The sequence below is a fragment of the Variovorax robiniae genome, from assembly GCF_037889955.1.
GTDB classification, from domain to species: domain Bacteria; phylum Pseudomonadota; class Gammaproteobacteria; order Burkholderiales; family Burkholderiaceae_C; genus Variovorax; species Variovorax robiniae.
The window spans coordinates 546,086-560,181 of sequence record NZ_JBBKZS010000001.1; the positions used below are offsets into that span (position 1 = coordinate 546,086).

The window sequence follows — 14,096 nt, forward strand, 5'->3', positions numbered from 1 at the left end:
CGGAGCATCCGACATGAACATCCAGGGCAAGGTCGTCGTCGTCACCGGCGGCGCGTCGGGCATCGGCAAGGCCATGTGCGAACGCTTCGCGCAGGAGGGCGCGCGCGGCGTGGTCGTGGCGGACCTCGATGCGGCCGGCGCGCAGCGCGTGGCCGAAGCCATCGGCGGCATGGGCGTCGGCATCAACGTCGCAGTGGAGGTGGAGTTACAGGCGCTGGTGCAGGCCGCGACCGAGCGCTTCGGCCAGGTCGATGTGTTCTGCTCCAACGCCGGCATCATCGTGCGCGGCGACGAAGACACGCCCAATGTCGACTGGCAACGCCACTGGGACGTGAACGTGATGGCGCACGTCTACGCGGCACGCGCCGTGCTGCCGCAGATGCTCGCCCGCGGCGAAGGCTACCTGGTGCAGACAGCCTCGGCCGCCGGCCTGCTGAGCCAGGTGAATGCCGCGCCCTACTCCGTCACCAAGCATGCGGCGGTCGGCTTTGCCGAATGGCTGTCGATCGCCCACGGCGACCGCGGCATCCGCGTGAGCTGCCTGTGCCCGCAAGGCGTGCTGACGCCGATGCTGATGGGCGCGGACGGATCGCAGCGCAGCCAGAGCTTCCTCGGCGAGGGCGCGGTGTCGCCGGAGGCCGTGGCCGGCGCGGTGATCGATGCGATGCGGGAGGAACGCTTCCTGGTGCTGCCGCATGCGGAAGTGCTGACCTTCCTGCAACGCAAGACCGCCGACTACGACCGCTGGATTCGCGGAATGCGGCGCTTGCGGGAGAAGGTGGTGGGGATGGTGAGGCGCTGAAGACGGGCTGTCGCACTTTTGCGACGGGATTCGGAGCGCTCAGGTGCGCTGCTGGCCAAGTGATTTGGAATGGAAACGCACGCCGGGCAGCCCTTCGAAGTGCGCGTCGCAGGTCAGCAGATCAGCCCCCTTTTGTCGTGCAGTTGCATAGACGATCGCATCGGCAGTCGCCAACTTGTGTTCTCGATGCGCATCCGCAGCGAGCAACGCGACGGCCGTATCCAGCGGCACGACGATGCACTTCTGTGTGTACGCAATCACGCGATCGGCCTCCGCTTCGCCTACCTCTCGAACCAGCCACTTCGACAACTCGAGTTGCACGATGGTTGGCACGACGCAATATGCCTTTTCAGGAAACTGTTTGGCCAGCTTCATGCCGAGCGCGTCGCCTGTCAGCCATTCGATCCACGCAGACGTATCGACGACACACAGGGCGGCGACCATCAGTAGCGATCCTTTCTGTCGCGAAAGTTGGCTTTGCTCGCCCCTTTCGCGATGCCGGCCAGTTCCTCGAGTTCCGGCACCGGCATGACCAGTACGCCTGCGCCCTTCGGAATGAACACGAATTCCTGGCCTGCTTCCCAGTGTTGTTCGTCCCGGATGACCTTGGGGATGGAGATCTGGAACTTGCTTGAAAGCGTCGCTGTGGCTGCCATATTCGTACCTCTGGTGTATCGATGACGATACAGTAAGAATACACCAGTTCGCCGGGTCATGTCTTCTCTGGTCTCTGATCGGGCGCGATCAGGCATACACACGCCGATGAGCTCGAAGGACCCTGTCTCAACTCGGCGCCACCAGTGACGCACCGCATACCTTGACCAGGAATTCTGCAAGGAATAACATTGTAGCAACAGGAGGTTCCATGCAAGTCACCATCAGGCCATTCGGAAACAGCAAGGGCGTCGTCCTTCCAAAGCCACTCTTGGCTCAAGCGGGCCTCGGTGGCGAGGAGGCAGCGGAGATGACAGTGGAGGACGGCGCCATTGTCTTGAGAAAAGCGCCTCGGCCCGCGCGCTCCGGATGGGCGGAGGCCGCTAAAGCACTGGCGGCGAAGGGCGACGACGCATTGGTCATGGGCGAGTTCGGCAATGCCGATGATGCGGAGTTGACCTGGTGAAGCGCGGGGAAATCTGGCTTGTGAATCTCGATCCCACGGTCGGCAGCGAGATCAAGAAATCGCGACCCTGCGTCGTGGTTTCGCCGTCGGAATTGAACGATCACCTGCGTACGGTGATCGTGGCGCCGATGACCTCCAAGGGCTTCAGTGCCCCTTTCCGGATTGCGCTGACGCACGGGGGGACCAAGGGCCTGATCTTGCTAGATCAGATTCGAACCGTTGACAAAGCGCGCCTGGCCAAACGGTTGGGCTCCGTATCGGCGAAAACCTTGGCCGCCACCTTGACCACCCTTCAAGAAGTTTTCGCAGCGTAGGGCCGATTCGACTTGGTACCCCGTTTCATCAATACGAGCACGTGTGAACGCGTCCCTTTCGCGCGATGGCGGCTTTGCAAATCCTCGTCGTCCGGGCGATCAAGGACGAAGCCGAGGCAGTCTCATTTGGACTTGCTGCGGCCAGCCTTCCTGGGCCCTTCACCACGCGGGCTCTCCGCAGCCGCAGCCGACGCACTGCCCGCATCCGCCTGCTCAAGCCAGAGCAAGGTGTCCACATACGCCATGAACCGGTTGAGGTACTCCGGCGACAGGTCGCGCATCAAAGTCAGCGCCTGATGCACGAGATGCTGCGAGTTGAGGGGACCCGCGTTCCCCGGCACCTTGGCCAGTGACTGCGTCAGCCGCCGGTCCGCACTGAGCTTCGACCAGGTGCTTCTGAAGTAGCTCAGCGACTTCAGCTCATCCGTGCCCGTCGGCATCGGCGCTACGCCGGTAACGGCCGCAGGCCCACGCGCCGGGGACGGCGCAAGTCGTCCGAGTTGCTCGACAAGTTCGGCAAGAGGCCCCCGAGGCGGCTCGTTCGACTGGCTTGAATTCGAAGACTTGGGACGCGGCGTCGGCGGCCCGGCTTTCGCAAGGTCTTCGCCATAGGCCCGCAGCAGCGCCGCGAGCTTGTCGTCCAACAGCCGACGCACCTCGCCGCTGTGCGCCGCCGTTCGCTTCGCCATCGCCTCGATGAACCGGAAGCGCACCGGGTCCAACCGATGGGCGCCCTGCTTGCGCCATACATCGAGGGTCGCGCCGGCGTCCAGATCCGCTGCAACCGCAACTCCCGCAGCCGACACCTCGCTACCCACGGGGCTTGTCGACAACGATCGCATTCGAAGGCCTTGGCGTCGGCGCCATCTCCACGCGCCGGTTCTTCGAGCGACCCTCGGCATCCGAATTCGATGCCACCGCCTGCTCCGACCCGAAGGCCGCGGCAAACACCGACCCCGACGGCAACCCGTCCTCGATCAGCGAGCGCGTCACCGTCAGGGCCCGTTGCGCCGACAGTTCCCAGTTGTCCGCGAACTGGCGGTTACCGCCGCGCACCTGCCGATCGTCGGTGAAGCCGCTCACCATGAGGATCTCGTCGCGCGACTTCAGGTATGCGGCCAGCGGCCCGGCCAGGCTCTTGAGCAGTTGCCGGCCCTCGGGCTGCAGTTCGGCCGAGTTGAAGGCGAAGAGCACGCTGCCGCTGATGCCGATGCGGCCGTTGTTGAGCGTCACGCGGCCGGCCGCGAGCGGGCCTTCCAGCGCCTTCTCCAATTCCTCGCGGCGCTGCGCTTCCGCCTGCCGCTGCTTGACCTCGGCTTCCAGCTTGGTCGCGAGGTCCAGTTGCATGCCGAGCACGCACACCAGGATCAGCACGAAGGCACCCAACAGGCCCGACATGAGATCGCCGAAGACCGCCCAGACCGGCACCGTCGGCTCGATGCCGCCGTCGATCGCATCCTCGTTCATCACGCTTCGCTGCCCGCGAGGGTCCGCTGGCTGGCGATCTGCTGCAGGTCTTCGACGATCTGCTTCTGCGACATGATGCTCAGGTCGATGACCTCGCGCGCCTGCGCCACGTAGTAGTCCAGTTGCTCGTCGCTGCGCGCGAGGGACTTGCCGAGCGCGCCTTCGATGCGTTGCAAATGCGTCACGAGCTTGTCGTTCGACTGGCTGAACAGCTGCACCGCCAGGCCAAAGGCTTCGCCCAGGCTCGCCACCTCGATGGCGCTGCCGGTGACCTGCGCGGAGACTTCGGCCAATCGAGCAGTTTCCGCCTCGACCTTGTCCGTGAAGCGCGTGCCGACGCGCTCCATCACGTCCGCCGACGCCGCCACCAGCGCATCGATGGCCGCGCGCTGTTCGGTCGACGCATGGTTGACTGCGCCGAGCAGCGTCTCCAGCGTCTCGAGGATGCGGCTGCGCTCCTCCAGCATCGCGTTGTCACGCACCATGCTGTCGGACAGCTTCTGGCGCAGTTCGCCGATCACCTCGGCCGCTGCGCGGGGTGCTTCAGAGGCGGCCTGCATGAGCTGTGCGATCTCCGTGATCGTGCGGCTGGCGTGGGCTTCCGAATGGGCGGCAATGTCGCGGCCGGTATGGGCCAGCGTCTCGCAGATCTCGCGCTGCTGGTCCTCGGCGCGCACGCCGGCTTGCTGCCACTCCTGGCGCAACGACGCGGCCATCGCTTCCAGCGCCTGCGTCCAGGCGGCCAACCTCTGTTCGTCGCGTGCGGCGATCTGCGCTTGCAGGCTGGCCCACGCGGCCAGCCGCTCCTCGTCGCGCGACGCAATCTCCGCTTCCAGGCTGGCATGCGCCTCATCCACTGTGCGCTGCAAGGTGGCCGCATGCTGCTCGAAGCCTGTCGCAGCCGACGCCAGCGCCTGCTGCGCCTCACCCGACAACTTCTCGCTGACCTGCTGATGCTGCGCGAGCGCTTGGCCCCAGGTGTCCGACACGCTGCGCGCGGTAGCTTCCAGCCTTGCCGAGACGCCATCCACCAGCGATGCAACATGCTGCTCGAAGCCTGCCGTGGCCGACGCCAGCGCCTGATGAGTCTCGCCCGACAGCTTCTCGCTGACACGCTGGTGCTGCGCAAGCGCCTGGCCCCAGGTGTCGGACACGCGGCTCGCGGTGCCTTCCAAGCTCGCCGCAACGCCTTCGACCAGCGAGGCCGAGCGCTGCTCGAAGGTCTGCGCAAAGTGGTCGAGCGAGCTGCGCAGGTCGCCCGACTGCGCTGCGATGGCACCCTGGTGCTCCGCGAGTGCGGTCTTCCAGATGTCCGCCACGGCGCCCGTGGTGGCCTCCAGCCGCGTCGACAGTCCATCCAGTTGTTGTTGCACGCTGTGCTCCACGGTGCCGTGCAAGGCGGTCACTTCGCGCGCAATCCCTGCCATCGCCGCTTCGACGACCGGCTGGATCGTCGCGCCGGCCACGCGCGCGCTTTCGGTCAGGCTTTCCTTCAGCGACTGGCCGACGGAGGTGGCGAGGCCCGTGTAGACAGCCTCCGCCTTCGCATGGAAGCTATCCTGGCTGGTGACGATGCGCTCGTTCAAGGCCAGGCTCTGGCGCTCCATCGCCTCCAGCATGGCGTGCAGTCGATCGACCAGTTCAGGCATCGCCTGCCCTTGTCGTTGCAGCAGCTTGAAGGATTCCTCGCGCTGATGCGCGGACGAGAAGACGCGCAAGCTGGTCGCGATGCGCGTATCGAGCGCTTGCGCCGCCCGAAGCCGATCACGCCGGCACAACGCAGAGACCAGCCCCAGCATTGCCGAGGCAGCCACGCCCGCGACCGAGGTGCCGAAGGCCAGCCCCAGACCACGCACCGGCGCCGCCAGCGAGGAGCGGATCGCATTCACGTCCGATGCACTTTCCAGTGCGATGCCGGTGCCGTTCAGCGTGACCACCATGCCGAGGAAGGTGCCCAGCATGCCTAGCAGCACCAGCAACCCCGCCAGGTACGGCGTCATTGCCGGTCCAGGCAAGCCAACGCGCACGCCCTCTACGCGCAGGCGAACCGGGTTCTGCAGCGACGGATGGAGTTGCTCCAGCCATGAGCCGAGGCTCGCCGGCGGATCGCCCTTGTCAGCGACCGCGCGCGCGAGCGTGTCCGTGGCCTGGTGGAAGTGCAGCAGTTCCAGCGCGCCCATCAGGTAGAACGCGCCGACCAGCAGCGTGATCACCAGCGCCAGCGGGTTGGTGCCGATGTAGCCGGCGCCGACCCAGCACACGGCGGCCAGGCCTACGAAGAAGGCGGCGTAATGGAGAGATCTGTTCATGTCGGGAGGGTCACTTCGTCATGTGCGAAGGGCTTCGAGCAGCCCTTCGACCGGTTGAAATCGGATATCCAGTTCGGCCAGCAGCACGCCTTGCATGTCCCTGCCGAACGCGTCGAGCCACGCAGCGGGCTCGGCTTGATTGGGCGAACCCGGTGCCTTGCCCGGCGCGTCAGGCGCCTGCGTATCGCCAGGCACCGCCAGCGCGGCCTCATCTGTCTCCTGGACCGGCGCGGCCAGATGGGCCTGCCGCAGGCGCTTGAAATACTTCTCCAGCAGCGACGGCACCGTCGCCAGCAAGCGCTGCTCCTGCGGGTCCAGCGCCTGCTCCATCACCGCATCCACCGAGGCCAGCCGGGCCATGGCCGGCGACCTGGCCGCGAGCACCGCCCGCAGCCGACCACGCAAGGGCCCGATGCCTGCTTCCATCGCCTGCTGCCGCGCGATGTAGCGCTGGCGGTACGGCGCGAAATCGTCGACCGAGAAGGCGGTGCCTTCCGTGATGGCCTTCGTCAGCGCGGTTCGCACGCGCGCGCACTCCCGCTCCTCCGCGCTGGCGGAGGCCACGCGTGCGCCGGTGGGCGCGGTCGCCGGGGGGCTGTTCAACGCGGAGGACAACGAGATGGCGTCGGTCCATCGGAGCCATTGGCTCAATCGCTCCGCGAAGGCTTGCTTCGATTCGGGGACGCCGTGCTCGGTCAGTCGAGTCAGCAAGCGAATGAGCGCCGATCCGGTGACACCTGGGCGCCGTGACACTTGCACCATATCGCCAGAGGAGAAAACCGGGCAGTTTACCCGGTCGCCCCCGCCCAACTATTGCGCCACCCCGGTCCCGCCCGCGTACATCAGCCGCAACTCGCGCTTGAGCAGCTTGCCGGTCGGGTTCTTGGGCAGCGCATCGGTGAAGATCACGCGCTTGGGCAGCTTGAACCCGCCCAAGCGGCCGGCGCAGGCTGCGAGCAACTGCGCCTCGGTCATGTCCACGCCCCGCTTGAGCACCACGACCGCCGTCACGGCCTCGATCCACTTGGGGTCGGGCACGCCGATCACCGCGACCTCGGAGACACCTTCCACGCCGTAGATCGCCTCCTCCACCTCGCGGCTGGAGACGTTCTCGCCGCCGGTCTTGATCATGTCTTTCTTGCGGTCGACCACTGTGATGTAGCCCTCGTCGTCCATCGTGCCGAGGTCGCCGCTGTGGAACCAGCCGCCGTGGAAGGCGGCGGCGGTGCGCTCCGCGTCGTTGGGTAGCCGGCCAGCAACTGCGGCGAGCGGTGCACGATCTCGCCGACCTCGCCCACATTCACGTCCTGCATGTCGTCGTCGACCAGGCGCGTCTCGACGTTGAGCGCAGCCTTGCCGGCCGAGCCCGCCTTGCGCAACTGGTCCTCGGGCTTCAGCACGGTGGCCACCGGGGCGATCTCGGTCTGGCCGTAGAGGTTCCACAGCCGCAGGTGCGGCATGCGCTGCTGCATTTCCTTGAGCACCTCGACCGGCATGATCGACGCGCCGTAGTAGCCCTTCTTCAGCAGCGAGAGGTCGGTCTGCGCGAACTCCGGCGCACGCAGCAGCGCGATCCAGACCGTGGGCGGGGCAAAGAAGGAATTGATGCCGTTCGCGACCATCATGGCGAGCAGGTTGGGCGCCGTCGGCTTGCTCGTGATGATGTTGGTCGCGCCCACGTACACCGAGGGGCCCAGGAACACGTCGAGTTGCGCGCAGTGGTAGAGCGGCAGCGCGTGCAGCAGGCGGTCGGATTCGGTGAGTTCGATGTCGACCAGGCAGGTCACGTATTCGGAGATGACCGCATCGTGCGTGAGCATGGCGCCCTTGGGCCGGGACTCGGTGCCGCTGGTGTACACGATCTGGGCGAGCATCGCGCCGTTCAGGGCGCGCTCCGGCGCAGGGCCGTCGAGCAGCAGGTCATCGAAGGCGAGCATGTCGGGCTCCGGCGGCGAGGCCTGCTCGCCGGGCAGCCACACCAGCTTCTGCACCTGGGTGTCGGTGATCGCGGCCCTTGCAAGCGTCGCGCCTTCCGAATCCACGCAGAGCATACGCGCGCCGGCGTGCTGGAGGATGTAGCGCGACTCGTCGGCATGGAGCATGAAGTTGACCGGCACCAGCACCGCGCCGATGCGCGCCACCGCAAAGCGCAGCGCCGCGAAGGCATGGGAGTTGCGCGAGAGCACCGCCACGCGGTCCCCCACCTCCACGCCCTGGGCCGCCAGGCCGTTGGCCAGTCGGGTGCACACCGCGTCGAACTCGCGGTATGTCCAGGCCGTCGATCCGCACTGGATCGCGAGCTTGTCGGGAAAGCGGCGGCTCGTGCGGCGCAGCAGGTCGCCGAGGGTCTGGCGGGTCATGTCTCCGGTCATTTTTTTCCTTTGTCTCGAATGAATTCGAAGTATCGCGGCGACGCCCGGCGCAAGGCATGTGAACTTTCGAATTCGTTCTTTGCAACACCGACGCCGGGATTCGTCGCGAATGCCACGCGAAGCGCTTCAAGCAGCCTCGCGAAGGTGACGAATTTACATTTCGTTGCTATTGTCAAAGGCTTCGTTGAACCCTGAATCGCCGGATTGGATTGCCAGCATGAACAGTTTCGAGGCCGCCACTTTTCCCCTGTCCTCCCAACCTAACCGGCGCCAGGCCATCAGCCGCGTGGCAGGCGGATTGCTGGCCGCAACCGGGCTGGCAGCGCCCGCCTTCGCCCAGGCCAGGGTGGTGCGGATCGGCACGACCTTCGACAACAGCAGCGTCGAGAAGGGCAACGGCACGGGCATGTTCCTCGGCTCGTCGGCGTACTTCAATGCGGTGAACAAGGCCGGCGGCATCAACGGCGCGCGCATCGAGTTGGTCGCCGCCGACGACCAGTTCAAGCCCGAGAAGGCCAAGGCCAACGCTCTCGCCTTCGCCGCCGACAGCGCCGTGGTCGCGATGCTGCATCCGCTGGGCACGCGCCAGGCGGCGGAAGTGATCGATGCGGTGCCCGGCATGGCCGTGGTCGGCCCCAACACCGGCACGGTGTCACTGCGCAAGAAGAACGCGCCCAACGCCTTCTGGGTGCGCGCCAACTACGACCAGGAGATCGACAAGCTCGTAGCCACCGCCGTGACGGCCGGGCAGACGCGCATCGGCATCGTGTATTCGAATGATCCGCTGGGCCAATCCCTGCTGGCGGGCTTCAAGGCGGCGTTGGCGAAGGCCAAGCTGGAACCGGCGGTCGTTGCGAGCACGCCGGGCACGACCAGCATGGAAGTCGGCCCGGCCGCCGTACAGGTCGCCGCGGCCGCACCGCAAGTGATCATCATCGGGCTGGCCGGCACCGCACCGGCTTTCGTGAAGGCCCTGCGCGAGGCGGGCGGCAAGAGCAACGGCTATGGCATTTCGATCACCGCTGGCTCGCTGAGCGCCATGGGCGAACTGTCGCACGGGCTCGGCTTCTCGATGGTGATGCCCTCCCCCTTCGCGACCAAGTACGAGATCGTGCGGCGCTACCAGGCCGATATGCTGGCCAGCGGCAACAAGGACTTCTCGCTGCCGAGCCTGGAGGGCTATGTGGACGCCTGCGTGCTCGGCGAAGGCCTGCGCCGCGCCGGTCCCTCGCCGACGCGCGCGACCCTGCTGGCGGCGATGGAACGCATCGAGGCCTTCGACTTCGGCGGCGTGAAGATCAACTTCAGCCGCGGCAACCGCGAAGGCAATCAGTTCGTGGATGTGGCGGTGATCAGCGCCAGCGGGCGATTGCTGAGCTGAGGGCGATTGAAGGCTGCAGCCATCAAGGCCGCGAGCCCAGGCCGCTTCAGCGCGCGGCCTTCTTCCGTTCGATGTTCGGCAGCAGCACCGCCACGATGCCCAGCAGCGGCAGGTACGCAATCACCTGGTACACGTAGTCGATGCTCGTGTGGTCCGCCAGCAAACCGAGCATCGCGGCACCAAGGCCGCCCATGCCGAAGGCGAAGCCGAAGAACAAGCCCGACACCATCCCCACCTTGCCCGGAATCAGTTCCTGCGCATAGACCAGGATTGCGGAGAAAGCCGACGACAGGATCAGCCCGATCAGGATCGTCAGCGTCGTGGTCCAGAACAGGTCCGCATGCGGGAGCAGCAGCGCGAATGGCGCCACGCCGAGGATCGAGGCCCAGATCACCGGCTTGCGCCCGATGCGGTCACCCACGGGCCCGCCGATCAGCGTGCCCAGCGCCGAGGCGAACAGGAAGATGAACAGGTGGAACTGCGAGCTCTGCACCGAAAGCCCGAACTTCTCGATCGTGTAGAAGGTGTAGAAGCTGCTGATGCCGGCGATGTAGAAGTACTTGGAAAAGATCAGCAGCAACAGCACGCCGATCGCGCCGATGACCTTGCCGCGCGGCAGCGGCGACACCGCGGGACGCAGCGCCGCACGCGCCTTGGCCGCAGCATGGTGCAAGGCATACCAGCGGCTCACCTGGATCAGCAGCGCAATGCCCAGCAACGCCGCCAGGCAGAACCAGGCCACGCTCGTCTGCCCGTAAGGCACGATGACCACGGCCGCGACCAGCGGCCCGAGCGCGCTGCCCGTGTTGCCGCCCACCTGGAAAAGCGACTGCGCCATGCCATGCCGACCGCCCGAGGCCATGCGCGCCACGCGCGAGGACTCCGGATGGAAGATCGACGAACCCGTGCCGACCAGCGCTGCCGCCACCAGCACCACCCAGAAACTCGGCGCAAAGGCCAGTAGCAGCAGGCCCGTCAGCGTGAAGCTCATGCCGATGGGCAGTGAATACGGCGTCGGCTTGCGGTCGGTGTAGAGACCCACGAGCGGCTGGAACAGCGAGGCCGTCAACTGGTAGGTCAGCGTGATCAGGCCGATCTGCCCGAAGCTCAGGCTGAACTCGCCCTTGAGCACCGGATAGATCGCCAGGATCAGCGACTGCATCATGTCGTTGATGAGATGCGACGCGCTGATGGCGCCGAGCACGCGGAAGGCGGTGCGTTGCGCGGCGGGCGCGTTGGCCGGTGCCGCTGGGATCGTGCCGCTGGGAGGAAGGACGCTGGACATGAAGAGCCTGGATCGCGCGCACGGACGCGCGCGAGGGAAAGTTGGATCAGGCACGCATCCTAGGGTTACGATCCGTGCCTGTCTCTCGCCAATCGGGCTCCGCTCTTCGCAAAAAGGACATGGCAAGCTCCCGCAAATTCCAGCCCTCGATGCCGGACCCGGATTTCCTCGCGGACGTCGACCGCAGCGAGGCGCTGGTCACATGCCACCCCAACGACTATCCGCCCGGCCATGTCATCGGCTGGCATGCCCATGCCAAGGAACAACTCGTCTACGCGGCGCATGGCGTGATCATGGTGAGCGCGCAAGGCGGCCAGTGGATCGTGCCCTCGACCCGCGCCATCTGGATGCCGGCCGGCGTGCGCCACAGCATCCGCTGCATCGGCGGAGTCCACATGCGCAGCGTCTACGTGCGGCCCGGCGCCACGCCCCACCTGCCGCGCGAATGCGCCGTGGTGGGCATCTCACCGCTGCTGCGCGAGCTGATCCTGGCTGCGATCGCCATCACGCCCGGCTACACGGCCCAATCCCGCGACGGCCGCGTGATGCGGCTGCTGCTGGATGAGCTGCACGCCCTCCCCGTGCTGCCGCTGCACCTCCCCCAACCGGAGGAGCCCCGCCTGCAACGCATCTGCACGCGCCTGCTCGAAGCGCCCGATGACCCGACCACGCTCGACGATTGGGGCCAACGCCTTGGCGTCGATGCCAAGACCATCCAGCGCCTGTTCGCGCGCGAGACCGGCATGACCTTCGGCCAGTGGCGCCAGCAGGCGCGGCTACTGCATGGACTGGAGAGACTGGCGAGCGGCGAGAAGGTGGTCGACGTGGCGCTGGCGGCCGGCTACGACAGCCCGAGCGCCTTTGCCACGATGTTCAAGCGGCAGTTCGGGCAGACGCCGAGCGAGTTCTTTCGTTAGCGACTTCGTTCAAGCCTTGCGACGCTTGTTCACCGCCGCGGCCAGTTCATGCAGCACCGGCACCGTCTGCATGAAGCTGATGCAGGCATCGGTGATGGAGACGCCGTGCTTCAGCGGCGTGCCAGCGACCAGATCCTGCCGGCCTTCTTCCAGGTGGCTTTCGATCATCACGCCCGTGATGCGTTTGTCGCCTGAAGCGATCTGTCCGGCAACATCGCTCGCCACGACGATCTGCCGCTGATGCTGCTTGCTGCTGTTGCCATGCGACAGGTCGACCATCACCTGCTCGCGCAGCCCGTTGGCGCGCAGTGCCTCGCAGCTGGCCGCCACGTCCGCCGCCGAATAGTTGGGCGTCTTGCCACCGCGCAGGATCACATGGCAATCGTCGTTGCCGCGCGTCTCGAAGATCGCGGCCATGCCCATCTTGGTCATGCCCATGAAGGCATGCGGCGCACGGGCTGCGAGGATGGCATCGGCCGCCACCTTGATGCTGCCGTCGGTGCCGTTCTTGAAACCGATCGGGCAGCTCAGGCCGGAGGCGAGCTGGCGGTGGCTCTGGCTCTCCGTGGTGCGCGCGCCGATGGCGCCCCAGGCAATGAGGTCGGCCACGTACTGCGGGCTCAGCAGGTCGAGGAATTCAGTGCCGGTGGGCAGGCCCAGCGTGGTCAGTTCCAGCAGCAGGCGGCGCGCGCGCTCCAGGCCTTCGTTGATGGCGAAGCTGCCGTCGAGGTGCGGGTCGTTGATGTAGCCCTTCCAGCCGACTGTCGTGCGCGGCTTTTCGAAGTAGGCGCGCATGACGATGAACAGGTCGTCTTGCAGTTCATCCGCGACGGCCTTGAGGCGATGCGCGTATTCGAGGGCCTGGTCATGGTCGTGGATGGAGCACGGGCCGACCACGACGACGAGTCGGTCGTCGCGCCCATGCAGCACGTCGGCGATCTTCGCGCGGCTGCTTTCCACAAGGGCCAGCGTGTTGTCGCGCACGGGCACGCGTTCCTGGAGCAGGGCCGGCGTGATCAGCGGGCGAACCGCGCCGATTCGGACGTCGTCGATGCGGGTGGTGTCGATGGTGCTGTCGCGGGAGCCGACTTCGGCGTCGTGGAGGGGGTCGTCTAGTTTGGACATGGGGAAATCTCGGGTGCGTGGGACTGTGCGGGCGCAATTGTCCACTCAGCCGGCGGAGGCCCCTGTTCGGCATCGGAGGCTGCCTTGTCCGGAGCGACTTCGTCCGACATACAGCACGTTGCAGCCCTATAGTCTCGAAGCATTCATTTTGCCGAGGCCCTGCACCGTGACCATCGTCTGTGATGCCTGCAAAACGAGCAATCGGGACACCGCCATGTTCTGCATTGGCTGTGCGCGCCGGTTGCCTGGCTTCATGGCGACCGGGCCTTCGATGCTGGAAACCACGCGTCGCCAGACGTCGACCCAGCAGCCCGTCGGGACGCTGGACTCAAGGCATGCGACGGGCAGTTGGAGCGAAAACGACCCGCGCAAGCTTTGGCTCTGGCTGGGCGCAGGCGCCTTGCTGCTGATCGCTGCCTTCATGGCGTGGTTCTTCCTGTTTGCGCGGCCCGGGAGCGACAGTTCCGAGCGCCGGCAGCCGTCTGCCAGTGTCGCAACGGCCGTTCCAGGATCCTCGCCTCCGCAGGCCACTTCGAAGGACACCCCGCAAATCGACGATCGCCCCGCAGCCACGCCGACAGCACCACCTGTGACATCGACACCGGCGCCGACTCCGGCCGATCTCTCGGCGCCACCGCTCCAACGCGCTGCACCTTCTGCCTTGCCCGCATCGGTCCCCACCATCGACGCATCCACACGCACGGTCGAGAAGTTCTACATCGCCTTGTCCATCGGCGACGGATCGGCCGCAGCCGCGCTCGTCACCCCGGCCAAGCGCGGCATCGGCCCCTTCAGCGAGGCCGGCATGTCGAAGTTCTATCGCTCGTTGCGCGATCCGCTTGCGCTGCGCTCGGTGCGCGCGTTGGGCAACGGGAAGGTGGAAGCCCGCTACCGTTATCGGGCAAGGACGGGCACCTGCGAAGGCACGGCCATCGTCCAGACCGAGGCGATTGGCGACAAGACACTGATCCGCAGCATCCGCGCCAATTGCTGATCACACCATC

15 protein-coding genes and 1 pseudogene are annotated in these 14,096 nt (G+C 66.3%); 6 read left to right on the forward strand and 10 right to left on the reverse strand.

Annotated elements, in window-relative coordinates; all coding sequences use genetic code 11:
* Window positions 1–13: 13 nt before the first annotated feature.
* Window positions 14–802, forward strand: coding sequence for an SDR family oxidoreductase (locus WKW79_RS02305; protein WP_340333476.1), 789 nt, complete (start codon window positions 14–16; stop codon window positions 800–802).
* 39 nt (window positions 803–841) lie between these two features.
* On the opposite strand, the gene WKW79_RS02310 is transcribed toward WKW79_RS02305, so the two are convergent.
* Together WKW79_RS02310 and WKW79_RS02315 are read right to left on the reverse strand one after the other, a co-directional pair.
* Window positions 842–1,246: a type II toxin-antitoxin system VapC family toxin gene (locus tag WKW79_RS02310; protein ID WP_340333477.1), complete on the reverse strand. Its 405-nt coding sequence runs from the start codon at window positions 1,244–1,246 to the stop codon at window positions 842–844.
* Window positions 1,246–1,458, reverse strand: a complete 213-nt coding sequence (locus WKW79_RS02315; protein WP_340333478.1) for an AbrB/MazE/SpoVT family DNA-binding domain-containing protein — start codon at window positions 1,456–1,458, stop codon at window positions 1,246–1,248. The genes WKW79_RS02310 and WKW79_RS02315 overlap by 1 nt, the downstream gene beginning before the upstream one ends.
* Before the next feature lie 209 nt (window positions 1,459–1,667).
* Between WKW79_RS02315 and WKW79_RS02320 the strand changes: the two genes are divergently transcribed.
* Together WKW79_RS02320 and WKW79_RS02325 are read left to right on the forward strand one after the other, a co-directional pair.
* On the forward strand, window positions 1,668–1,922 hold the full coding sequence (locus tag WKW79_RS02320; protein WP_340333479.1) for an AbrB/MazE/SpoVT family DNA-binding domain-containing protein: 255 nt from the start codon (window positions 1,668–1,670) through the stop codon (window positions 1,920–1,922).
* Entirely contained in the window at window positions 1,916–2,236 is a 321-nt protein-coding gene (locus WKW79_RS02325; protein ID WP_340333839.1) for a type II toxin-antitoxin system PemK/MazF family toxin, read from the forward strand. Before WKW79_RS02320 ends, WKW79_RS02325 begins: the two co-directional genes overlap by 7 nt.
* A gap of 122 nt (window positions 2,237–2,358) precedes the next feature.
* On the opposite strand, the gene WKW79_RS02330 is transcribed toward WKW79_RS02325, so the two are convergent.
* The 5 genes and pseudogenes from WKW79_RS02330 to WKW79_RS02350 all read right to left on the reverse strand — a co-directional run bounded on the left by WKW79_RS02330 (window position 2,359) and on the right by WKW79_RS02350 (window position 8,384).
* Complete coding sequence (locus WKW79_RS02330) at window positions 2,359–3,054, reverse strand: DUF2894 domain-containing protein (RefSeq protein ID WP_340333480.1); 696 nt, start codon at window positions 3,052–3,054, stop codon at window positions 2,359–2,361.
* The gene (locus tag WKW79_RS02335) at window positions 3,047–3,703 is read right to left on the reverse strand and encodes an OmpA family protein (RefSeq protein WP_340333481.1); all 657 of its coding nucleotides are present in this window, start codon (window positions 3,701–3,703) and stop codon (window positions 3,047–3,049) included. Before WKW79_RS02335 ends, WKW79_RS02330 begins: the two co-directional genes overlap by 8 nt.
* Window positions 3,703–6,012, reverse strand: coding sequence for a DUF802 domain-containing protein (locus WKW79_RS02340; RefSeq protein WP_340333482.1), 2,310 nt, complete (start codon window positions 6,010–6,012; stop codon window positions 3,703–3,705). The genes WKW79_RS02335 and WKW79_RS02340 overlap by 1 nt, the downstream gene beginning before the upstream one ends.
* An 18-nt stretch (window positions 6,013–6,030) precedes the next feature.
* Window positions 6,031–6,774 (reverse strand): DUF3348 domain-containing protein, encoded by a 744-nt coding sequence (locus tag WKW79_RS02345; protein WP_340333840.1) that lies wholly within the window; start codon window positions 6,772–6,774, stop codon window positions 6,031–6,033.
* 48 nt (window positions 6,775–6,822) lie between these two features.
* Window positions 6,823–8,384: pseudogene (locus WKW79_RS02350) on the reverse strand (acyl-CoA synthetase).
* 217 nt (window positions 8,385–8,601) lie between these two features.
* On the opposite strand from WKW79_RS02350, the gene WKW79_RS02355 reads away from it, so the two are divergent.
* The gene (locus WKW79_RS02355) at window positions 8,602–9,765 is read left to right on the forward strand and encodes an ABC transporter substrate-binding protein (protein ID WP_340333483.1); all 1,164 of its coding nucleotides are present in this window, start codon (window positions 8,602–8,604) and stop codon (window positions 9,763–9,765) included.
* A 46-nt stretch (window positions 9,766–9,811) separates the two neighbouring features.
* On the opposite strand, the gene WKW79_RS02360 is transcribed toward WKW79_RS02355, so the two are convergent.
* On the reverse strand, window positions 9,812–11,050 hold the full coding sequence (locus WKW79_RS02360; RefSeq protein ID WP_340333484.1) for an MFS transporter: 1,239 nt from the start codon (window positions 11,048–11,050) through the stop codon (window positions 9,812–9,814).
* Between the two features lie 119 nt (window positions 11,051–11,169).
* Here WKW79_RS02360 and WKW79_RS02365 point away from each other — a divergent pair, with 119 nt between their 5' ends.
* Window positions 11,170–11,967: an AraC family transcriptional regulator gene (locus WKW79_RS02365; protein WP_340333485.1), complete on the forward strand. Its 798-nt coding sequence runs from the start codon at window positions 11,170–11,172 to the stop codon at window positions 11,965–11,967.
* A gap of 9 nt (window positions 11,968–11,976) precedes the next feature.
* Here WKW79_RS02365 and WKW79_RS02370 read toward each other — a convergent pair whose 3' ends face one another.
* Window positions 11,977–13,092, reverse strand: coding sequence for a 3-deoxy-7-phosphoheptulonate synthase (locus WKW79_RS02370; RefSeq protein ID WP_340333486.1), 1,116 nt, complete (start codon window positions 13,090–13,092; stop codon window positions 11,977–11,979).
* A 126-nt stretch (window positions 13,093–13,218) separates the two neighbouring features.
* Window positions 13,219–13,515: a hypothetical protein gene (locus WKW79_RS02375; protein ID WP_340333487.1), complete on the reverse strand. Its 297-nt coding sequence runs from the start codon at window positions 13,513–13,515 to the stop codon at window positions 13,219–13,221.
* A gap of 238 nt (window positions 13,516–13,753) precedes the next feature.
* Here WKW79_RS02375 and WKW79_RS02380 point away from each other — a divergent pair, with 238 nt between their 5' ends.
* On the forward strand, window positions 13,754–14,086 hold the full coding sequence (locus tag WKW79_RS02380; RefSeq protein WP_340333488.1) for a hypothetical protein: 333 nt from the start codon (window positions 13,754–13,756) through the stop codon (window positions 14,084–14,086).
* Window positions 14,087–14,096 lie beyond the last annotated feature (10 nt).